We start from the raw sequence: 21,643 nt of genomic DNA on the forward strand, positions 1-21,643 counted from the left end.
ATTCAGCCGGTCCGGGACGCCAGTTCACGCAGTAAGGATAGGGAATGCCGAAGTTCACCGAGGACAAACTGGAACAGGCCATTATCACTTTGTTGGGTGAACAGGGATTTCCACATACGCCTGGCCCTTCCCTTTCACGCTCACCAGACGACGTTCTTATCTTCGACGACCTGCGGTCTTTCCTGGCCAGTCGCTACGCCAACGATGGCATCACGGAGCATGAGATCAGCATCATCATCAACCAGCTGGATGCCCTCTCCGCCTCGGATCTTTACGCCTCCAACAAGACCATCCACAGGTGGGTGGCCGACGGTTTCCTGCTAAAGCGGGAAGATCACACCCGGAAAGACCTTTACATTCAACTGGTGGGCTATAACGGGCTTCCGGAGCAGCGTGAGCCAGGGCCTGGCGACGTTGATACGTTCATTGCGGATGACGGCGAAGATTATAACGCCGGCGGCAATATCTACCGCGTGGTCAACCAGTTGGAGGTTGAAGGGCTGGAGAAGCGCATCCCGGATGCTATTCTCTACATCAACGGCCTGCCGTTGGTGGTGTTCGAGTTCAAAAGCGCCACCCGTGAGAACGCCACCATTTACGATGCCTGGAAGCAACTTACCGTTCGCTACGCCCGGGATATTCCGGAGTTGATGAAGTACAACGCCCTGTGCGTGATCAGCGATGGAGTCAACTCCCGCCTCGGCTCCCTGTTCGCGCCCTATGAGTATTTCTATACCTGGCGCAAGGTGACGGGTAACGAAACCATCGAACAGGACGGCATCAAAGCGCTGCACACGATGATTCAGGGATTGTTTAATCACACCCGGTTGCGGGAAGTCATTCGGCATTTCATCTATTTCCCGGACAAATCCCACCGGGAGGAAAAGATTGTTTGCCGGTATCCGCAGTTTTACGCCGCCGGTAAGCTGTTCCGGAACATTCTGGAACACCGCAAACCGGGAGGTGACGGCAAGGGCGGCACCTACTTCGGGGCCACCGGCTGCGGCAAGAGCTTTACCATGCTGTTTCTCACCCGGCTGCTGATGAAAAGCGTGGACTTTGAAAGCCCCACTATTGTGCTGATTACCGACAGAACCGATCTGGACGACCAATTATCCGGCCAGTTCACCAACGCCAAGGAATACATCGGCGACCAGACCGTGATCAGCGTGGAGAGCCGCAGCCATCTGCGGGAGCTGTTGAAAGGTCGTACCAGTGGCGGGGTTTTTCTGACCACGATCCACAAATTCACCGAAGACACCGAACTGCTGACGGATCGGTACAACGTAATCTGTATTTCCGACGAAGCGCACCGCAGCCAGGTCAACCTGGACCAGAAAGTCCGGGTAACCGAGAACGGCGTCCGGCGCAGTTACGGGTTTGCCAAGTACCTGCACGACTCGCTGCCCAACGCCACCTACGTCGGCTTCACCGGCACCCCCATCGACGCCACGCTGGATGTGTTTGGCGAGGTGGTGGACAGCTACACCATGACCGAATCGGTCAAGGACGAGATCACCGTTCCGATCGTCTACGAGGGTCGGGCGGCCAAGGTGATTCTGGACAACGAAAAACTGCAGGAAATCGAGGCCTACTACGACCAGTGCGCGGAGGACGGCGCCAGCGAGTACCAGATTGAGGAGAGCAAGAAAGCCAGCGCCAACATGAGCATCATCCTGGGCGACCCGGACCGGTTGCGGACGCTGGCGAAGGACTTTGTCCATCACTACGAGCAGCGGGTCGAGGAAGGCGCCACCGTCAAAGGCAAGGCCATGTTCGTGTGCAGCAATCGCGCCATTGCCTACCGTTTCTGGCAGGAGCTGATTGCACTTCGCCCACAGTGGAACGAAGTACTGGTGTGTGAACCCGGCGCCCGGCTTTCTGACAAAGACCGGCGGGAGATCAAACCAATGGAGCGGGTGAAACTGATCATGACCCGGGGCAAGGACGACCCCAAGCCGCTCTGGGACATGCTGGGCACCCAGGAATTCCGCAAGGAGCTGGACCGTCAGTTCAAGAACCCGAAATCCAACTTCAAGATCGCCATCGTGGTGGACATGTGGCTCACCGGTTTCGATGTGCCGTTTCTGGATACCCTCTACATCGACAAGCCTATTCAACGCCACAACCTGATTCAGACCATTTCACGGGTCAACCGAAAATTCGAGGGCAAACGCAAAGGGCTAGTGGTCGACTATATCGGCATCAAAAAGCAGATGAACCTTGCCTTGGCCCACTACAACAAGGCCGACCAGCAGAATATCGAAGAAATCGAGCAGTCGATCATTGTGGTTAAAGACCACCTGGACCTTTTGAACAAACTCTTTCACAAGTTTGACGCACGCGCGTACTTCAAGGGCAGCCCGCTGGAACAACTGAATTGCCTGAACCAGGCCGCCGAATATGCCCAGCTTACCGACAAGATTGAAAAGCGCTTTATGGCACTGGTGAAGCGCCTAAAGGCGGCCTATGACATCTGCAGCGGTTCGGAAGGCGTGACGCAGCCCGAGCGGGATCGCATTCACTTTTATCTGGCCGTTCGCTCCATCGTTTTCAAACTGACCCGCGGCCATGCCCCGGACACTGCCCAGATGAATGCTCGAGTGCGGGAGATGATGACGGAGGCCCTGAAAGCCGACGGCGTTGAAGAGGTTTTCAAACTGGGTGAGGCCGGCGCCGAGGCGCGCAACATTTTCGACGATGACTATCTGGCGAAGATCGAGAAAATCAAACTTCCAAACACGAAGATCAAACTTCTCCAACAACTTCTTACCAAAGCGATTGAGGACTTCAAGCGAGTGAATAAAGCTCGCGGTGTCGATTTCTCCAAGCAACTCCAGGCACTGGTAGAAAAATACAATGAACGAAAAGAAGCGGACGTTCTGCGAGGCGAAGTAGTTGAAGATTTCACGGACGAGATTATTGACCGCTACATGGGCATGATCCACTCACTGAAACATGAAGTTGGCTCCTTTGAGGAGTTGGGGATCGATCTGGAAGTCAAAGCCTTTTATGACATCCTGAAAGACTTGGCGACCAAGTATGACTTTACTTATCCCGAAGAGAAGCTCCTCCCGCTTTCTGAGGCGGTGAAAGCCGTGGTGGACGATAAGATGAAGTATACCGACTGGAACCGGCGCGAGGACATCAAGGCAGAACTGAAGGTGGACCTCATCCTGCTGCTGGGGAAGCATGGTTATCCCCCCATTGACCGGGATGAGGTGTACAAGGAAATCTTCGAGCAAGCCGAGAATTTCAAGAAGTATCAACCGTCCCGCTTACAATAACTGGCGGAGAACTTCGTATTCCTGCTCGATTTTGACGCGGGAGTCTTCCGCCAGGAAGCTGGCCACTTTTTTCCCCAGCAACGGCACGTCACACCGCACGTTCAGGCTGACGTGGTTGGTGCAATTCTCAGACGATCCCTGGAGTTTCATAATGCCCTGAATCTTCGCCGGCACATTTTCAATGCGCACCCGGAATTCACAGTGCCACTCGGAATCGTCCTTGCGAAACCAGTGTTCCTCCTGACGCACCTGGTTCCACTCACGGTGAAAGCTGGCCAGGATGCCCGGCACTTCTGCGGACGTCATCATTTCGCGCTCTATCACAAGCTTTGCTGAAAGGTCATCGCGTTTCAGTTCCACAACACGCACATTTCGGGAACCCAGCTTGCGGTTTTTCTCGATGATGCGGCTCTCGTCGAAGAAGGCGCCCAGCACATGCTCAAGGCCCGCCTCGTAGGGATGTTTCAGCTCCAGTTTCATAACGGCCTCCAAAAAGTATAAGGAGATTGTTACGGGGGCAGTGCCGGCAAACATTGGCCGTCAGGTCAGCTGCTGATGGCTGCGTAGCCAGAGTGATTCAGGTCACACTCTTGCCGGCCACTAGCCGGCCACACCTCTGCCAAGTATCATGGTGCACCTTTTGATTTATCAGCTACCCAAACCCTCACCGGGCCGAGAGGAGACTTACAGATGCGCAACGCCGATCTCGTCGCACGGGACCTTAAATCCGTCTGGCATCCCTGCACTCAGATGAAAGATCACGAAACCCTGCCACTGATTCCCGTGAAACGGGGTGAAGGGGTCTGGCTGGAAGATTTCGAGAATAACCGATATATCGATGCCGTCAGCTCCTGGTGGGTCAACCTGTTCGGCCACGCCAACCCGCGTATTAATGCGGCCATCCAGGAACAGATCGGGAAGCTCGAACACGTGATCCTGGCCGGTTTCAGCCATGAGCCCGTGGTCAACCTTTCAGAACGCCTGATCGAGGTCACCCCTCCGGGCCTCAATAAATGCTTTTATGCCGATAACGGTTCGTCCGCCATCGAAGCTGCGCTGAAGATGAGCTACCACTACTGGAAGAATCAGGGCAAACCCGGCAAGAAGAACTTCGTCAACCTCGGCAACAGCTACCATGGCGAGACCCTGGGTGCCCTGGCACTTGGCGATGTTGCGCTGTACAAGGACACCTATCAGCCGCTGCTGATGGAGGTGCTCACCGCACCTTCTCCGGACGCCTGGAACAAGGAGGCCGGTGAAACCGACGAGGAATACGCCCTGCGTCAGTTTGAGGCCATGGAAAAGTTGCTCGCCGAAAAGCACGAGGAAATCTGTGCTGTCGTGGTGGAACCGCTCATCCAGTGCGCCGGGGGCATGCGCATGCACCATCCGGTGTATCACACCAAATTGCGGGAAGCCTGCACTCGTTATGGTGTGCACCTGATCGCCGACGAGATTGCCGTTGGCTTTGGCCGTACTGGCACCCTATTCGCCTGCGAACAGGCAGACATCACCCCGGACTTCATGTGCCTGTCAAAAGGACTGACGGCCGGCTACCTGCCGCTGTCCGTGGTGTTGACCACCGATGACGTCTACCAGGCTTTCTACGACGATTATGAGACGCTGCGGGCGTTTCTCCATTCCCACAGTTACACCGGCAACCCCATTGGCTGTGCCGTCGCCCTGGCCACCCTGGATATCTTCCGGGATGACAACGTTATTGAGAATAACAAGCGCCTGTCCGCATGCATGGCCGACTCGGTAGCCCACCTGGCGGATCACCCGAACGTCGGCGGCATCCGCCAGCACGGCATGACGCTGGCCGTGGAGATGGTCAAGAACAAGGCCGACAAGACGCCATTCCCCTGGCAGGAACGACGCGGCATCAAGGTCTACCAACACGCCCTCACACGCCAGGCCCTGCTTCGTCCGCTGGGTAACGTGGTGTATTTCATGCCGCCGTACATCATCACCGAGGAGCAGATCCGCCATCTCGGTCAGGTAGCTACCGAAGGCATTGAGATTGCCGTCAGGGACTGAGCATGCGCGTTCCCAGAATCTACACCAGCTCCCCCCTGAGTGAGGGCTGCACAACCGCGCTGGACGAAAACGCAGCGCAGCACGTCGGCCGGGTACTGCGCATGCAGCCCGGCCAGGAGCTGCGGCTTTTCAACGGTGACGGGCACGACTACCCCGCCACCATTACCAACGCCAGCAAGAAACAGGTCGACGTTCAGGTGGGAACGCCGGTCGCGAACGCCACTGAATCCTCCCTGGATATCGTCCTTGGTCAGACCCTCTCCAAAGGCGACCGCATGGACTACGCTGTGCAGAAAGCCGTGGAAATGGGGGTGACCCGCATCGTCCCACTCACCACCGAACGCTGCGATGTAAAGCTCAAGGGTGACCGTGAGGACAAACGCCTGCGCCACTGGCAATCCGTCGCCATCAGCGCCGCCGAACAATGCGGCCGGGCTCGCGTGCCGGAGATTCTCCCGGTCATGACCCTGGTGGAATGGTTTGAACACACCACGGACTGCGACCTGAGGCTGGTCCTGCACCACCGCACCGAACAGTCCCTGGATTCCATGAACAAACCGGCTCGCGTCGCCCTGATGATCGGTCCGGAAGGAGGGCTGAGCCCTGAAGAAATAGCGGCAGCTGAAAACAGCGGCTTCCTGCCGGTCGCTCTCGGGCCGCGGGTTCTGCGAACAGAAACTGCCCCGATCGCCGCCATGTCGCTGTGCCAATGGCTTTGGGGCGATATCGGAAGCTGACAAAACCGACTGTGCAGCCGCCTTTGTCTGGCGTATCAGTCATTGACAGGACGCAGGCTGGCAAACATTATCGCTGTCGAGCAGAAGAGTAGCGGGAACCAAAACACCAACAACGAACAAACGCGAGTACCGGATGACAAGTCTGTTTACCAATCCCGAATTCTGGCAGTACCTAAGCATCCCAGTCATTGCTGCATTGATCGGTTGGAGCACCAACTGGCTTGCCATCAAAATGACCTTCTACCCCCTGGAATTTATCGGCAAACCGCCATTGCTCGGCTGGCAGGGCATCATCCCGTCCAAAGCACGGAAGATGGCCGCCATCAGCGTGGACGCAACCATCTCGAAGATCGGAACAGTCGACGAAATCTTCCAGCAGATCGACCCCAAAGTGCTGGCTGCACACATCGTGCATTCCGCCAACCCCCGCATCGAGGAATACGTTGACGAAATGATGCTGCGGGAATACCCGACCTTCTGGGAAAACCTTCCTAATTCCGCCCGCAACATGGTCTACGACAGGGTTCGCAAGGCGACGCCCCAGTTGGTGGACAACCTGGTCGATGATATTTCCGACAATATTGAGGATCTGCTGGACATCAAGGGCATGGTCATCGACCGTCTTGCCAAGGACAAGCAACTGCTTAACCGCATCTTTCTGGAATGTGGCGATGCCGAGTTTCGTTTCATCGTCAATTCCGGTCTCTACTTCGGCTTCCTGTTCGGCCTGGTGCAAATGGCGGTGTGGTATTTCTACCAGAGCTGGTGGGTACTTCCGTTTTTTGGCTTATTGGTGGGCTACGCCACCAACTGGATTGCGCTGAACGTGATTTTCCGCCCCCTGTACGAGAAGAAATTCGGACCAATACGATTGCAGGGCCTGTTCCTCAAACGCCAGAACGAAGTAGCTGAGTCCTTCTGCCACATCGTGACCCACGAAATCCTGACGGTTGGCAACATCATCAACGCCATCATTGAGGGGCCCAAGGGAGAACGTGCCCGCAATATGGTCAAGAAGCACATCAAACCGCTGGTGGATGAAACCGCCGGCATGGGCAAGGCGTTGACTCAGATGGCATTTGGGCCAACCGGCTTCGCCACCCTGAAGAACAAGGTGGGACTGAAAGCCATCGAAATTTCGCAGTCATCGTTCAACAACCCGATGTTTGAAAAAGACCGGGCCCGGGCAGTTAAATCCATCATGGTTGAGCGCATGATCGCGTTGTCGTCGGAGGAATTCCAGGACCTGCTGCGTCCCTGCTTCCAGGAGGATGAGATCAAACTCATTCTGGTCGGGGCGTTTTTGGGTATGGTGGCAGGCGTCGGCCAATTGATCTTCGTATTTGGTGGTGCCCTGGGATAACCGGGGCCCTTTTTCTGTGCATAGAACAATGACGCCTCTATACTGGCAGGTAGCGGGTACGTATTAATTGACGACTCACCTACCTGGAGGCATTGGATGCCAGGCATTTTCTCCTGGATATCAGGTTTCTTTGCGGCCACCGGGCCTGAGCTTCAGGCCCAAGAACCAAGACTGTTCAATCCGGTAAGTGGCGACTCCCCGACCACAGAGCAGAATGCAGCTCTGGTTCAGAATCTGGAAGGCCATCTGTTCTGTTGGCTGCTGGACTCACCACCTGCTGCACTCAAAACATGCACACACAAGATCAGCCCGGTACTTGAGCAGCTGGAACAACGCCTGCACGACCAGACCATCGAAGAATTGCCACGCCGTCCGCTGACACTACCCATGCTGATGCAGGTCCTGTCGGACGAATCATCGGACCGTCATGAGGTGACGGACATCATTCTCAGTGATCCGTCACTCACCGACCAGCTCCTGCAGATCGCAAACAGCCCCTATTTCAAACCCGGCGACCAGATCATAGAATCCGTGGACCACGCAGTGTTTGTCCTGGGTCTCGATGGTATCCGCAGTGTCATTTCGGCTGCGATCATGCGACCGATGATGGCCGCCCGCAACAGTCGCGAGGCGCTCTTTGCCCAGCGTGTCTGGCGATGGGGGCTTGCCTGTGCCCGCGCAGCGGAGATGATCGCCAGAATCCAGGGCCAGGACACCAGCGCGCATTTTATGGTGGGCCTGCTTCCGGCGCTGTCCTATATCACCTTGCGAAGAGAGGTTCACCGAATCCACCTGGCCAGCGGGGACAGGCAAGAACCCGCGCCAGCGGTTATGCGGCAAGCTCTGGCACGCTATCACTGGACGACGACCCAACTGCTGGCCAATGAGTGGAACCTGCCCCCGAAATACCATGCTTACTTGCTGGCCGCCGAGCGGCCTGCGCCAGATCAGGAACATACTCCATTGAATGACGGGATGATCATTGGAACCCGTGAAGCGCTCCGTCACGCCCACCAGCGTAATATGGCGGAGGAGAAACTGCTGTACCTGGTTCGCCTGGATGAAAACCAGTTGGCACGGGTTCGCAAAGCGCTGTTGCGGATGCTTGAAGACTGAGGCCGCTCCCACGCCAGACCGATGGCTACAACGGATCAGGCATTGCTGCTGCCCTGCTCGTCGCTCAGCAGTTCAGCAAAGGTAACGGACTCATCGGCCGCCGAGCGCATCCTCAGGCTCTCCGGTATGACGGCCGGCAGGCGATCCACCACCCGATCCTCATCTTTTCGAACTGCGGCCAGCAAGCCTCCCACAGAAATCAGGTTGAGCGCGCGCCCGGGAATCAACTTGTCCCCCTGACTACCGGCCAGCGTCAGAAAACCCGCCCGGATGAGCTTGTCACTGACCCCCCGGGTGACTTCTCCGGGAACTCGCAGTTGGTGCTCCAGCCATTCCTGCTGAGGCGCCGGATCGCCCTTACTGAACGGTTTGGCGACCATCCACATCAACGCAAGAGCCACCTTTTCCTGAAGTTCGGGAGACAGTTGAACCTGGTGACGCTTCGCCACCGAACCGGGATTCTGGAGATAGAACGACAGACTGGCACCCAGCAGCAGGATCATCCAGTTGAGATACGTCCAGATCAGCAGAATGATGCCGATGGCGAAACTGGAATAAATGGCCTCGTACTTGGCAGACCCCGCCACAAAGGAAGCAAACAGCATTCCTGCCGCCTGCCAGGATACCCCTGCCACAAGGCCGCCGATAAAGGCGTAACGCAGCTTGACCCTGGTATTGGGAATGAACACATAAACGAAGGTGAATGCCCCCACCACCAGGAGGAATGGTGTAAACCGACTGACGGCAATGATCAACATGCCAAAAGGCTCAATCTCCACCAATGTCTGCACGAATTTTGAGGAGAAGATGGTGGCGGTGGCGCCAATGGCGGACACCATCAACAGGGGGCCAACCATGATCACGCTCAGGTAGTTACTGAACCTTTGCGCCATGGACCTCATGTCCGGGACACGCCAGATCATGTTGAAAGAACGCTCGATTTTCTGGACCAGCGAAATCACCGTATACACCAGCAACGCCAGTCCCACGGAACCAAGCACCCCGACTTTCATGTTGTCGACAAAACTCAGGATCTGCTCAGCAATCTCCAGCCCTTGGGGCCCCATGGGCTGGAAAAACTGAAATAGAAACGGCTCCATTTTCTGGTGGACACCGAGAGCTTTGAGCACCGAAAAACTCAGGGCCAGCAGCGGCACAATACTGAGCAGCGTGGTGTACACCAGGCTCATGGAGTGCAGTGTCAGGTTGCCACTGACCACATCCCGGATCAGCGCGTACAGGCTGCGCCCGGTCTTATATAGCCAGGTCCACGGCCAGTTCTGAGGTGGATTGGGATTGGCGAGGATCCAGTTTTCCGCCGCCTGAAGCCGGTCTTTCAGTTGAAAAGAAGCCACACAACGTCCTGTTTGCCAGTGTTTTGTACAGATTATCAGTCAGATACCAAATCACAACAAAGTATGGCCGATTGCGTGGCTTTTACTAGTGGTTTCGAGCCAGTAGCGGAAACGCTCTCAGTTTGTAACGTAGTGTCGACGCGTCCAGCCTCGCATGTCATCAAGGCGCTTGAGTCGGTCGGCGGCCTCGTTCAGCGTGGACTTGATCGGATATTCACCTGCCAGCATGCCGGCAAAGCGGATGGTCATCAGGTCCCAGAAACGTTTCATTTCAGGGATGTTAGGCATGATTTCGCCACGACTGGCGGAGCGGAATGTATGATCGATGAACGGGTCCTCACTGAGGGTTTCCACCACACCCAGATGGGCTACCGCTCCCAGAGGTTTGTCGTCATTTACCGCGTGCAGCCCCTCGCCCGTCAGCAAGTATCCTTCCAGGAACTGCCTGGCCAACTCGTGATTGGTGGAGACAGCACTGATTCCAGCCGCCAGTACCCCCACGAACGGTTTTCCAGGCTCACCGGTGGCCGTGGGCACATTGGCGATGCCCACATTGATGCCGGCTTCCCGTATTTCACTCCACGCCCAAGGGCCATTAATGATCATGGCCGTCTCACCGGCTTTGAAGCCATCCATCATGGAGCCGTAATCCGCATCTTTCGCTAACACTCCGGAATCCAGAAGATTCTTGATTCCCTTCACCGCACTGATGGCGCCACCAGTAGCGACACCCACATCAGAAAGGTCATAAACCTGGTTCTCCACGCCAAAACTGTACCCACCCGATCCGGCAAATACCGGCCAGGAAAAATACACATTCTTGTAGTCCCAGGAGATAGCCTCGATACCCTGGGCACTCAATCGACGGTGCTCGGTTTTCAGTTCTTCCAGAGTGGCAGGCGGCTTTGCCACGAGATCCTTGTTGTAGAGCAGGCTGACCACCTCCAGGGCGATCGGATAACCATACACCCGCTCACCCACGGAAACGGCCTGCCAGGCGAAGGGGGCTACAGCATCACGTACGTTAACCGAAGGTTCGATAGGCCGCAGGTGCCCCTCATTGATCCAGCTACCGAAACGATCGTGGGGCCAGATCACAATATCCGGCGCCCTTGAGGAATAGCCGTAATGATCGTACTCGGACGTGAGATCATCCGGGGTTTCCACGGTGACCGGAATGCCGGTTTCCGCCTCGAAGCGCCGGCCGACTTCGGCCAGGCCCTGATGCCCCTTGTCGGAGTTGATCCAGATAAGCAGTTCATCGCGTTCAAAGGCGAGAACCGGTACAGAAAAGAGAAGAGCGTAAAGCGCAAGAGCCAGGATGGGTCTGATCATAGGTATCGCCCTGTTGTTATTGTTGGAGCGTTAGTGAAACTTATGCCCTCACTTGGGGCATTTCGCAGGCAGTGTAAGCAACAGGGAACGGCAGCCGCGTCATACGGCTGCGGTTTTTTCGGGGGTGAGTATGGGGGGAGTACCCTGATTCAGACTGAAGACAGATTACGTGCCGTAATCTCAACGATCCTCTGCCTTGCCTCCCTGCTCGCCCACGCGGAATGTGGCGTCACAATCAGGTTGGGTATATCGTCCGCCAGCAGCGGATTGCCATGGCGCGGAGGCTCCTCGGTCAGCACATCAAAACCGGCACCACCAATCGTTTCGGCGCGCAGGGCATCCGCCAGCGCCTGCTCGTCCACCAGACCGCCCCGGCTGGTATTGATCAGCAGTGCATGCCTCTTCATCATCTTCAGCTCCCGGGCGCCGATCATATTCCGGGTATCATCAGTCAGCAGGCAGTGAAGCGACAACACGTCCACCTGCGACAGCAACTCGTCCAGCGGTATCCGGGGATAACCATCCACTTCGCCCCGCTCCTGTCCGGGGCGTGCGCCGAGCAGAATCTTCATACCAAAAGCCCGGGCCCGCTCCGCAACACCCTGGCCCAGATCGCCATAGCCGACAATACCCAGGGTCCGACCTTCCAGCTCCATGATCGGATGATCCATCAGGCAAAACATCGGACTTTGCCCCCAACGCCCGGCCCGCACATCCCGATCGTAGTCCAGCAATCTCGTTGCCAATGCCAGCATCAGCGCCATGGTGTGCTGAGCCACGGTGGAGCGGCCATAATTGGTGACATTCATCACCCGGATACCACGCTCTTTGGCAGCGGCTTGGTCGATATTATTGAGTCCCGTCGCCACCACGGCTATGGTTTTAAGGTCCGGGCAGGCCTCGAAGTGTTCACGGTTGAGCACAACCTTATTCACTACCACGGTGTCGAAACCACGAATCCGTTCAAGCACCTGTTCCGGTGCTGTTCGTTCGTGCTTTACGAGGCCCCCGGCGACGGTTTCAATGGGTGTCAGGTCGACGTCATTTCCGAGCGTATCAGCATCGAGGAAAACCGCTTTCATTCGTTTCTCCTTAACCAAGAAAGGCACAGATTAGGATAGACTGAGAAAAACCTCCAATTGTAAGGATGGGTAGACGATGGAACATGCATTCTGGCACGAGCGCTGGGCAAAGAAGGAAATAGGCTTCCACGAAGGGACCATCAACAGCTATCTTCACGACCACTGGCCTGAACTGGCGGGCGAAGGCACACCAGCGGTGCTCGTTCCGCTCTGCGGCAAGGCCCACGATATGTGGTGGCTGCACGATCGCGGCCATCCGATCATCGGTGTGGAGCTCAGCGACATCGCCTGCAAGGACTTTTTTGAGGAAGCCGGCGAGAAAGCCATGGTACGGCCGGGTGAGCCGTTCACCCGCTTCAAGCACGACAATCTGGAGCTCTGGTGCGGCGACTTTTTCCAGCTGGTCCCCGATGACCTGAAACACATCCGTCTGGTCTACGACCGCGCCGCACTGATCGCCCTGCCTCCGAAAATGCGCAAGCAGTATGTAGAGCACCTGACGGCCGTCATCCCTGACGGTACCCGAATTCTGCTGATCACCCTGGACTACGACACCGAGATCAAGGGACCGCCGTTCAACGTCAGCGACGAGGAGGTTCGGGAGCTCTATTCCGATGACTACGACATCGAACATATCTTGACCAACACGCTGGCCAAGGATCATCCTTTTACCAAACGGAAGGGGTTGGCTGGGGCTACTGAGAGTGTGTTTCGGCTTGTTAAAAAGTAGCCTTCTGGTATCGGGGATCGGCGGCTACGTTTACCCAGTGTAACTGACACTTTACGACTGCATGTTGTCGCGGAGCCACCCACACCATTTCCAGCAACTCCAACTCTCATTATGTTTCTTCTTCCGGTCTCCCCATTGGGTTTGTGGGAGTGTGGGGGAGGTCCTTTTTTCAAAACACCGCCTGTCTGAGCGAAGCGAGTTAAAGCGGAGTTTTTAAAAAAGGACCTCCCCCATGCTCCCTCCCCCCCAACCCCAGAACAAAAACCAAAACACAACACAAATTAATGAACCGATACCATAAACAGGCTGTCCAAGTTTCCGAGCGTGGACTAAGCTCTAGGTAACCAAACCGAATTCGGCCGCGAACCGTAAATCGGTTTGTAGTATCCATTTCTTCCACTAATAACCAGACACACCGCCCAGATTGGCGGCGCCAACTGCAATGGGGATATTGCGTGAACTGAAAGCTGAAGAACAGCGAGCGAGGGGCCATCTATGAGCATTGTGCAGCACTTCAAAGACCGGTATGAATCAACTCAGGAGGAGGAATACTCCCTTGAGGAATACCTGGAGATCTGCAAAAAGGACCCAACGGCATACGCCACTGCCGCGGAGAGGATGTTACTGGCCATTGGCGAGCCAGAATTGGTAGACACGTCCCGTGACTCCCGGCTGTCACGCATTTTTTCCAACAAGGTTATCAAACGTTACCCCGAATTTTCCGACTTCTACGGCATGGAAGACGCAGTCGAGAACATTGTGTCCTTCTTCCGGCATGCCGCCCAGGGATTGGAGGAAAAGAAACAGATTCTTTATTTGCTCGGTCCGGTCGGTGGCGGTAAGTCGTCACTGGCGGAGAAGCTCAAGTTCCTGATGCAGAAAGTGCCCTTCTATGCCATCAAGGACTCGCCCGTGAACGAATCCCCACTGGGCCTGTTTGATCCGGACGAGGATGGACCAATTCTGGAGGAAGAGTACGGCATCCCCCTGCGGTACCTGCAGAACATCATGTCACCGTGGGCAGTGAAACGCCTTCACGAATTTGGTGGTGATATCAGTCAGTTCAAGGTGGTGAAAAAATACCCTTCGGTGCTCGACCAGATCGGGGTCTCCAAGACCGAGCCCGGTGATGATAATAACCAGGATATTTCCGCTCTGGTGGGCAAGGTGAATATCCGTATGCTGGAGGATTTCTCCCAGGACGATCCGGATGCCTACAGCTTCAGTGGGGGGCTGTGCAGGGCCAACCAGGGGTTGTTGGAGTTTGTGGAGATGTTCAAGGCACCGATCAAGGTACTGCATCCGCTGCTGACCGCAACACAGGAAGGTAACTACAACACCACCGAGGGCATGGGCTCGGTGCCGTTTGACGGCATTATCCTGGCCCATTCCAACGAATCCGAATGGCAGACCTTCCGTAACAACAAGCACAACGAGGCGTTCCTCGACCGGGTTTACATCGTCAAGGTGCCCTATTGCGTGCGGGTATCGGAAGAGATCGAGATCTACAAAAAGTTGCTCAAGAACAGTTCACTCGCTGGTGCGCCCTGCGCCCCGGATACACTGGATATGCTGGCCCAGTTTTCGGTGCTGTCGCGGGTCAAGGAACCGGAAAATTCCAGCATCTTCTCCAAGATGCGGGTGTACGACGGCCAGAACATCAAGGACACAGATCCAAAAGCAAAATCCATTCAGGAGTACCGGGATGCTGCGGGGGTCAATGAGGGCATGGACGGTCTCTCTACCCGCTTTGCCTTCAAGATCCTGTCCAAGGTGTTCAACTTCGACACCTCGGAAGTGGCGGCCAACCCGGTCCATCTGCTGTATGTCCTGGAGAAACAGATCGAGCAGGAACAATTCCAGCCGGAAACCCAGGAGCGCTACCTGCGCTTCATCAAGGAATTCCTGGCGCCACACTACGTCCAGTTCATCGGCAAGGAAATCCAGACCGCGTACCTGGAAAGCTACAGCGAATACGGTCAGAACCTTTTCGATCGCTATGTAACCTACGCCGACTTCTGGATTCAGGACCAGGAATACCGGGATCCTGAAACGGGCGAAATTCTTGATCGTTCCGCTATCAACGACGAGTTGGAGAAAATCGAGAAACCGGCTGGTATCAGCAACCCGAAGGACTTTCGCAACGAAGTGGTCAACTTCGTGTTGCGGGCACGGGCAAACAATCAGGGCCGCAACCCCTCCTGGCTCAGCTATGAAAAGCTGCGCAGCGTGATTGAGAAGAAAATGTTCTCCAACACCGAGGATCTGCTGCCGGTTATTTCCTTCAACCCGAAAGCCAGCCAGGAAGATCAGAAGAAGCACAAGCAGTTCGTCGAGCGTATGGTCGATCGAGGCTACACGGAGAAACAGGTACGGCTTTTGGCCGAATGGTATCTGCGCGTCCGCAAGTCTCACTAAGTCAGTGAAAGCTCACTGAACTGGAGTAACACTATGGGTATGACCCACATAGTCGACCGCCGCCTGAACGGTAAAAACAAGAGCGCAGTGAACCGGGAGCGGTTTCTGCGCCGCTACCGGCACCACATCAAGAAAGCGGTGGCCGATGCAGTACAACGTCGCTCAATTACGGATATTGAGCGCGGCGAAAAAGTCAGCATTCCCTCCCGGGATATCGAGGAGCCCATTTTCCACCACGGCCAGGGTGGAAAGCGGGAGATCGTTCACCCCGGCAATAAGGAGTTCGTTGCTGGCGACACCCTGCCGAAACCTAAGGGGGGCGGCCAAGGCCAGGGGCAAGGACAAGCCAGCCCGGATGGCGAAGGCATGGACGAATTTGCTTTCCAGATCACCCAGGAGGAATTCCTCGACTTCCTGTTTGATGATCTGGAACTGCCCAACCTCGCCCGCAAGAAACTCAAGGACACCGAAGCCTTCAAATATGTCCGCTCGGGGTTCACCAGCCAGGGCATACCCGCCAAGCTTGATGTCGTGCGCTCCCTCCGGGGCGCTCATGCCCGTCGACTTGGTTTGGGCGGTGCTCGCAAGAAGAAAATTCGTGACCTGGAAGAGCAGCTCGCCGCATTGAAGTCCGCCCCGGAAGACCTGGATGCGGCGTTCAGCCATGATGATCAGGTCCAGGCGCTTGAGGAGGAAATTGCGCGACTCAAAGCCAATGTAAAGCGCATTCCCTTTATTGATGAAATCGACCTGCGATACCGGCAGCACGTCAAGCAACCCAAGCCGGCCACCAGTGCGGTGATGTTCTGCCTGATGGATGTGTCCGGTTCGATGACGCAGATGCACAAAGACATTGCCAAGCGTTTCTTCATTCTCTTGTATCTGTTCCTCAAGAAGAACTACAAGAAGATTGAAGTGGTCTTCATTCGCCACCACACCAGTGCCAAAGAAGTGGATGAGGAGGAATTTTTCTACTCCAGGGAAACCGGTGGCACGATTGTATCCAGCGCGCTGAAACTGATGCACAAGATCATTGAATCCCGTTATTCTCCGAGTGAGTGGAACATCTACGCCGCCCAGGCGTCGGATGGGGATAACTGGAACGACGACTCCCCTGTGTGCAGCAAGATCCTGTCGGAGAGCCTACTGCCACTGGTGCAATATTTTGCCTACGTGGAGATCACCCCGCAGGACCACCAGATGCTCTGGTATGAGTACGAAAAAATCCAAGAGCAATATCCCCAGAGCTTCGCCCTGCAACAAATCGCCGATCCTGGCGAGATCTACCCCGTGTTCCGCCAGTTGTTCGAGAGGAAAGCCGCATGAGTGACATCATCGACCGCCCGAACATTCCGGACAACGATCAGTCAAAGGCCAGGGAACCCATCTCCAACAGCTCCGAATGGACCTTCGACCTGATCCGGCAATACGATGAGGAAATCGCCAAATGCGCCGAAGAATTCGGCCTGGACACTTACCCCAACCAGATTGAAGTCATCAGTGCCGAGCAGATGATGGACGCGTACAGCTCCGTGGGTATGCCCGTGGGCTATCATCACTGGTCTTTTGGCAAGCAGTTCCTGAGCACGTCCAAAGGCTATCAACGTGGACAGATGGGGTTGGCCTACGAGATCGTCATCAACTCCAACCCCTGCATCGCGTACCTGATGGAAGAGAACACCCTGCCCATGCAGGCTCTGGTGATTGCCCACGCCTCCTACGGGCATAACTCGTTTTTCAAGGGCAATTACCTGTTCCGCACCTGGACCGATGCCAGTGCGATCATCGATTACCTGGTATTTGCCCGCCATTATGTCGCCGAGTGCGAGGAGCGCTACGGGGTGGATGCGGTGGAGGAAATTCTCGACTCCTGCCATGCGCTGATGAATTACGGTGTCGATCGCTATAAACGGCCCGCACCCATCTCGGCAGCAGAGGAATCAAGGCGCCAGAAGGAACGGGAGGAGTACCAGCAACGCCGCATCAATGACCTGTGGCGCACCATTCCCAAAATGGACGATGACGACGATCCGGTCCGGCGCAAAAAACGCTTCCCGGAGGATCCGCAGGAAAACATCCTATATTTTATTGAGAAAAATGCCCCGTTGCTGGAAACCTGGCAACGGGAAATCATTCGTATCGTGCGCAAGCTGGCGCAGTACTTCTACCCCCAGCGCCAGACCCAGGTGATGAACGAAGGCTGGGCTTCTTTCTGGCATTACACCCTGCTGCACAGCCTGTATGAAAAAGGCCTGGTTAATGACGGCTTCATGCTGGAATTTTTGCAGAGCCATACGGCAGTGGTTTATCAACCTCCCTTTGACAGCCCGTGGTACTCCGGTATCAACCCCTACACCCTTGGCTTTTCGATCTATTCGGACCTGAGACGGATCTGTGAAAACCCCACGGAAGAAGACCGTCACTGGTTCCCGGATATTGCCGGCAGTGACTGGGTGGAAACACTGCACTTCGCCATGAAAAACTTCAAGGATGAAAGCTTCATCCAGCAGTTCCTGTCGCCGAAGGTCATGCGTGATCTCAAACTGTTCTCGATCCAGAACGATGATCAGGAAGATGTGTACCGAATCACCGCCATTCACGACGAGGACGGTTACCGCGCACTTCGGGAAAAACTGGCGCGCCAGTATAACCTCAGTTACCGCGAGCCGAATATCCAGGTGTGGAATGTGGACGTCCGGGGTGACCGCTCTCTGACACTGCGACATATCCCCGTCGATAGGGTTCCGCTCAGCAAGGAAACCGAGGAAGTACTGCGGCATGCCCATCGCCTGTGGGGGTTTGATGTACACCTGGAAAGTGTCGACGAGGGCACGGTGGTGGAAGATTACCACTGTCCGCCGAAGGATCAGGACGAAGAAGACTGACTGACCAGAAATTGCATCAAGTCCACCAGCCAGGGCACCAACAACGCGGTGGCAAAAGCGGATAATGCCATCGCCAGCCCCGAGAACGCGCCCATCTGCGGGCTGACCTGAAAGGCCCGCGCCGTTCCGATACCGTGGGCAGCAACCCCCATGGCAATCCCCCTGGCGGTATCGTCGGTCACCCGAATCCACTCGAACAGTTTGGTTCCAAGCACCGCACCGGTGATACCGGTGATCACCACCAGCACCGCTGTCAGGGATGGCAGACCGCCGATCTTTTCGGAAATACCCATGGCCACCGGAGCCGTCGCCGATTTCGGAGCCAGGGACATCTGTATTTCGGTGGAACCGCCGAGTAGCCAAGCCAGACCAATGGAACTGCCAGCAGCAATCGTTACGCCACACACCAGCGAGATAGTCACCGGTAACCATAGTTGTCGCAGTCTGGTGAACTGCTGGTATAACGGTACCGCAAGGGCAACAGTGGCGGGGCCCAGCAGGAAGTGCACGAACTGCCCGCCCTCGAAATAATCGTTATAGGGGGTTCCGGTCAACACCAGCACCCCGATCAGCATCACAACCGAGGTGACGACAGGGTTCGCCAGCGGGTTGGATCGCGTCCGCAGATACAGGCGGTAAGCCAGACCGTAGGCTACCAGGGTCATGGTCAGGCCCAGCAGCGGAGACGCCGAAAGATAAACCCAGATATCCTTGAGACCGGGATCAGTCACCGTCCGGCTCCTTGCCCTGACGGGCCCCGACCAGCCAGCGGCTGGTCAACTGCATGATCAGGGCGGTAGCCACCATGGTGATGATGGTACTCAATAGCAGTGCCAGTGTAATCGGCACCCATTCCTCAGCAATGCGATCGAAATGCACCATCATGCCCACCCCTGCCGGAACGAACAGCAGCGACAGGTGGCTGAGCAGCGCCGAGGAAGCCTGGTCAACCGATTCAGGTGCCTGGCCCCGGATCAGCAGCGTCACGAACAGCATGACCATGCCCAGCACCGGGCCGGGAATTGGCACGTCAAGCAGACGGACTGTGACTTCCCCCACCAGTTGGTACACCAGCAACAGCGTAATGCCATTGAGAAAATTCATACCTGTCACTCCGGGTTTCCGACCGTGCCTGAAACCAGAGCATAACCATTACGGTGACGGCTGAATACCCAACAACAGTCGGAAGCCGGTGTCCCACCCAGCCGGGATATACGTCACGACGAGCAACGCGGTACCCATCACCAGTACCGGGAAAATAAAGCGGAAGTTCCGCTGCCAGAAGGTGCCGTGCAAACTCTCCCACGATGTTGGCAGACCGACCACCTGTCGGGTCAGCAAGTGATTGAGGGCAACCGGCGGCGTCAGATAGCCCATCTCGAAAGCCAGCACGGTCATGACCCAGAAATGCAGGGGATCAATACCATTCTTCAGCGCAATCGGCGCCAGGGTGGCATTGACCAGCAGAACTGCGCCGTAGGGATCCATGATCATGCCGATAAACACCAGCAGGCCCATCAGCAGCGTCAGGGTCAGCCAGACCGAGCCCAATTGCTCCGGGAACAGCTCCAGCAGACCCGAACGTTCGATCAGCCCGCCGACACTCACTGATAACGCCATCAGCATCAACAGGGCGCCAATCAGGGCGCAGGACTCGCGGGTGGCCCGCATCACCGATTGAGAGAATCCACTGGGAGGGAGTATTTCACTCTGAAGATTGGAGTCGTCCGCATCCGGGTCACCGGTTTTCAGTACCAGTCGCTCATAACCGAGCACCAGCAACAGAATCACCGGCAGGATCGCGGGCGCCGAGAACTCATCCAGCCCCCGCCCCAGCAGAACATTCCAAAGCACCACCACAGCCGCAAAAATCGCAATGTACGGGAGTAACGGTAACAGTGCCCGCAGGGTTCCCGGAATGGCATCCCGCAGTGGTGCAATACGGCCAGTGGATGCACCGCCCAACAGGAATACGTAAATTGCATAGACCGAGGCGGTCAGTAACAGTACGCGAGCACCGGCGCTGAACAGTTCATCTGTGGTAACGCTGTTGTTCAGCGTAGCAACAATCACCACCAGCAGGCAGGGACGAAGCATGGTGCCCATGGAGCCGGATATGGCCGTCGTTGCCAGCGCCAACTGTTCGGAAGTACCTGCCCGCCGCAACTCACGGTATAACGTCAGACCGGCGGCGAGAATGAAGATACCGGAAGCACCGCTGTAGGCGGTAGGCAGCGCTGTCAGCAGCAGTACCACGACACCCAGCCATTTGGGCGGCAACTGCCACGGACGGATAAGATCAAACACCTTACGGGGCAAGTGGGTTCTGGCCAGTAGCATGCCGACCCAGACATAGAGCCCGAGGTTCAGGAATAACGCAGACAGCTCCGCCATCATGTTCAGGTAAACAGCGATGCCATGGTAGAAACCATGAAACGCAAACTGAATGGTGGCGCTTATACACATGAAACTGTAAAGCGGCACACTCAGCAGCGAACGGGGCCAGCTGCCGCCAGGCACCAGGTCCGCCCTTGGCTGCCGGAGTTGCCAGAGAGAAATCAGCGTCAGCGCACCAAACCCTGCCACCCAGATATCATGCATGAAGAGATGAGCCAGAGGGATACCGGCCTCAGCCTGGGCCAGTTCCTGCTGGCGATAAAGCCATGCGGACGCTGTGAGCAGGCTGTTTGCAATCAACTGGGCAAGGGTGGCTACCCGGTCGTCCCGCTGGGATTCGACCGGACGCAGCGCAATGTGCTGTCGACCGAGCGTCGCCGCTGCGGCACAGAACAGCAACATTAAGCCCAGCAGGACACGGCGGTTACCAGTGATCAGGACAACCGCCCGGGACAGACCGGTTTCCATCAATGCAAAGGCCCGCACAGCGGGACCATCCAGGGATTGCAGGCGCCCCCATTCGGCGATCCGCTGCTGGCAGGCCTCCGACGTCGCCATGATCGATGAGCGGATTTCATCGCGGTTGAGATTGCCACCAAAGACATCGGCGAACGGATCTGCGGCCATTTCTGCTTTCTTCGACGCCACCGCCAGTTCAACGGCCGCGTCAGGGTCAGCCACGACTTGGCAGTCCGGCGCCCGAATCTGATCAATCACCCGCAGGTTAAAGTAATCCGGCCAGGTCTCTCCGCCAATCTCAAGCAAACGGGAATGCAGTGTTTCCCCTACCGAGGCCAGCAGGGTGAGCACCAGGATAACCAGCATCGGCAAGCTGGCGAGAGTGACAGACAGGGAACGGCCCTGGCTGGCCGGCAGGCTTCGGGCGTCGGTGGTCATC

At 56.3% G+C, this 21,643-nt stretch carries 16 protein-coding genes; 9 read left to right on the forward strand and 7 right to left on the reverse strand.

The window, feature by feature from the left end; all coding sequences use genetic code 11:
* Nucleotides 1-44 precede the first annotated feature (44 nt).
* Nucleotides 45-3,287: a type I restriction endonuclease subunit R gene (locus MARLIPOL_RS03525; protein WP_012136705.1), complete on the forward strand. Its 3,243-nt coding sequence runs from the start codon at nucleotides 45-47 to the stop codon at nucleotides 3,285-3,287.
* Here the strand turns inward: MARLIPOL_RS03525 and MARLIPOL_RS03530 are convergent.
* Complete coding sequence (locus MARLIPOL_RS03530; RefSeq protein ID WP_012136706.1) at nucleotides 3,279-3,767, reverse strand: DUF2505 domain-containing protein; 489 nt, start codon at nucleotides 3,765-3,767, stop codon at nucleotides 3,279-3,281. The genes MARLIPOL_RS03525 and MARLIPOL_RS03530 overlap by 9 nt on opposite strands.
* Before the next feature lie 210 nt (nucleotides 3,768-3,977).
* Here MARLIPOL_RS03530 and MARLIPOL_RS03535 point away from each other — a divergent pair, with 210 nt between their 5' ends.
* The 4 genes from MARLIPOL_RS03535 to MARLIPOL_RS03550 all read left to right on the forward strand — a co-directional run bounded on the left by MARLIPOL_RS03535 (nucleotide 3,978) and on the right by MARLIPOL_RS03550 (nucleotide 8,543).
* Nucleotides 3,978-5,327 (forward strand): adenosylmethionine--8-amino-7-oxononanoate transaminase, encoded by a 1,350-nt coding sequence (locus MARLIPOL_RS03535; protein WP_012136707.1) that lies wholly within the window; start codon nucleotides 3,978-3,980, stop codon nucleotides 5,325-5,327.
* A 2-nt stretch (nucleotides 5,328-5,329) separates the two neighbouring features.
* Nucleotides 5,330-6,064 (forward strand): 16S rRNA (uracil(1498)-N(3))-methyltransferase, encoded by a 735-nt coding sequence (locus MARLIPOL_RS03540; protein ID WP_012136708.1) that lies wholly within the window; start codon nucleotides 5,330-5,332, stop codon nucleotides 6,062-6,064.
* Nucleotides 6,065-6,197: 133 nt separating this feature from the next.
* Nucleotides 6,198-7,427, forward strand: a complete 1,230-nt coding sequence (locus tag MARLIPOL_RS03545) for a DUF445 domain-containing protein (RefSeq protein WP_012136709.1) — start codon at nucleotides 6,198-6,200, stop codon at nucleotides 7,425-7,427.
* A gap of 96 nt (nucleotides 7,428-7,523) precedes the next feature.
* Nucleotides 7,524-8,543: an HDOD domain-containing protein gene (locus tag MARLIPOL_RS03550; RefSeq protein WP_012136710.1), complete on the forward strand. Its 1,020-nt coding sequence runs from the start codon at nucleotides 7,524-7,526 to the stop codon at nucleotides 8,541-8,543.
* A 35-nt stretch (nucleotides 8,544-8,578) separates the two neighbouring features.
* Here MARLIPOL_RS03550 and MARLIPOL_RS03555 read toward each other — a convergent pair whose 3' ends face one another.
* The 3 genes from MARLIPOL_RS03555 to MARLIPOL_RS03565 form a co-directional block, all read right to left on the reverse strand.
* The gene (locus tag MARLIPOL_RS03555; protein ID WP_012136711.1) at nucleotides 8,579-9,898 is read right to left on the reverse strand and encodes a YihY/virulence factor BrkB family protein; all 1,320 of its coding nucleotides are present in this window, start codon (nucleotides 9,896-9,898) and stop codon (nucleotides 8,579-8,581) included.
* A 117-nt stretch (nucleotides 9,899-10,015) separates the two neighbouring features.
* Nucleotides 10,016-11,233 (reverse strand): maltose/maltodextrin ABC transporter substrate-binding protein MalE, encoded by a 1,218-nt coding sequence (gene malE, locus MARLIPOL_RS03560; protein WP_012136712.1) that lies wholly within the window; start codon nucleotides 11,231-11,233, stop codon nucleotides 10,016-10,018.
* A 149-nt stretch (nucleotides 11,234-11,382) separates the two neighbouring features.
* A complete protein-coding gene (locus MARLIPOL_RS03565) occupies nucleotides 11,383-12,315 on the reverse strand; it encodes a D-2-hydroxyacid dehydrogenase (RefSeq protein WP_012136713.1) in 933 nt (310 codons plus the stop codon).
* 76 nt (nucleotides 12,316-12,391) lie between these two features.
* On the opposite strand from MARLIPOL_RS03565, the gene tmpT reads away from it, so the two are divergent.
* The 4 genes from tmpT to MARLIPOL_RS03585 all read left to right on the forward strand — a co-directional run bounded on the left by tmpT (nucleotide 12,392) and on the right by MARLIPOL_RS03585 (nucleotide 18,348).
* Nucleotides 12,392-13,045, forward strand: a complete 654-nt coding sequence (gene tmpT, locus MARLIPOL_RS03570) for a thiopurine S-methyltransferase (RefSeq protein WP_012136714.1) — start codon at nucleotides 12,392-12,394, stop codon at nucleotides 13,043-13,045.
* 495 nt (nucleotides 13,046-13,540) lie between these two features.
* On the forward strand, nucleotides 13,541-15,463 hold the full coding sequence (locus MARLIPOL_RS03575; RefSeq protein ID WP_012136715.1) for a PrkA family serine protein kinase: 1,923 nt from the start codon (nucleotides 13,541-13,543) through the stop codon (nucleotides 15,461-15,463).
* A gap of 39 nt (nucleotides 15,464-15,502) precedes the next feature.
* Nucleotides 15,503-16,789 (forward strand): YeaH/YhbH family protein, encoded by a 1,287-nt coding sequence (locus MARLIPOL_RS03580; protein WP_012136716.1) that lies wholly within the window; start codon nucleotides 15,503-15,505, stop codon nucleotides 16,787-16,789.
* A complete protein-coding gene (locus tag MARLIPOL_RS03585; protein WP_012136717.1) occupies nucleotides 16,786-18,348 on the forward strand; it encodes a SpoVR family protein in 1,563 nt (520 codons plus the stop codon). The genes MARLIPOL_RS03580 and MARLIPOL_RS03585 overlap by 4 nt, the downstream gene beginning before the upstream one ends.
* On the opposite strand, the gene MARLIPOL_RS03590 is transcribed toward MARLIPOL_RS03585, so the two are convergent.
* The 3 genes from MARLIPOL_RS03590 to MARLIPOL_RS03600 are packed head-to-tail and all read right to left on the reverse strand — an operon-like array spanning nucleotide 18,330 to nucleotide 21,642.
* Nucleotides 18,330-19,079 (reverse strand): LrgB family protein, encoded by a 750-nt coding sequence (locus MARLIPOL_RS03590; RefSeq protein ID WP_012136718.1) that lies wholly within the window; start codon nucleotides 19,077-19,079, stop codon nucleotides 18,330-18,332. The genes MARLIPOL_RS03585 and MARLIPOL_RS03590 overlap by 19 nt on opposite strands.
* The gene (locus MARLIPOL_RS03595; RefSeq protein WP_012136719.1) at nucleotides 19,072-19,452 is read right to left on the reverse strand and encodes a CidA/LrgA family protein; all 381 of its coding nucleotides are present in this window, start codon (nucleotides 19,450-19,452) and stop codon (nucleotides 19,072-19,074) included. The genes MARLIPOL_RS03590 and MARLIPOL_RS03595 overlap by 8 nt, the downstream gene beginning before the upstream one ends.
* Before the next feature lie 48 nt (nucleotides 19,453-19,500).
* Nucleotides 19,501-21,642 (reverse strand): TRAP transporter large permease subunit, encoded by a 2,142-nt coding sequence (locus MARLIPOL_RS03600; RefSeq protein ID WP_012136720.1) that lies wholly within the window; start codon nucleotides 21,640-21,642, stop codon nucleotides 19,501-19,503.
* Nucleotide 21,643: the final 1 nt, after the last annotated feature.

The sequence above is a fragment of the Marinobacter lipolyticus SM19 genome, assembly GCF_000397065.2.
Classification (GTDB): Bacteria; Pseudomonadota; Gammaproteobacteria; order Pseudomonadales; family Oleiphilaceae; genus Marinobacter; species Marinobacter lipolyticus.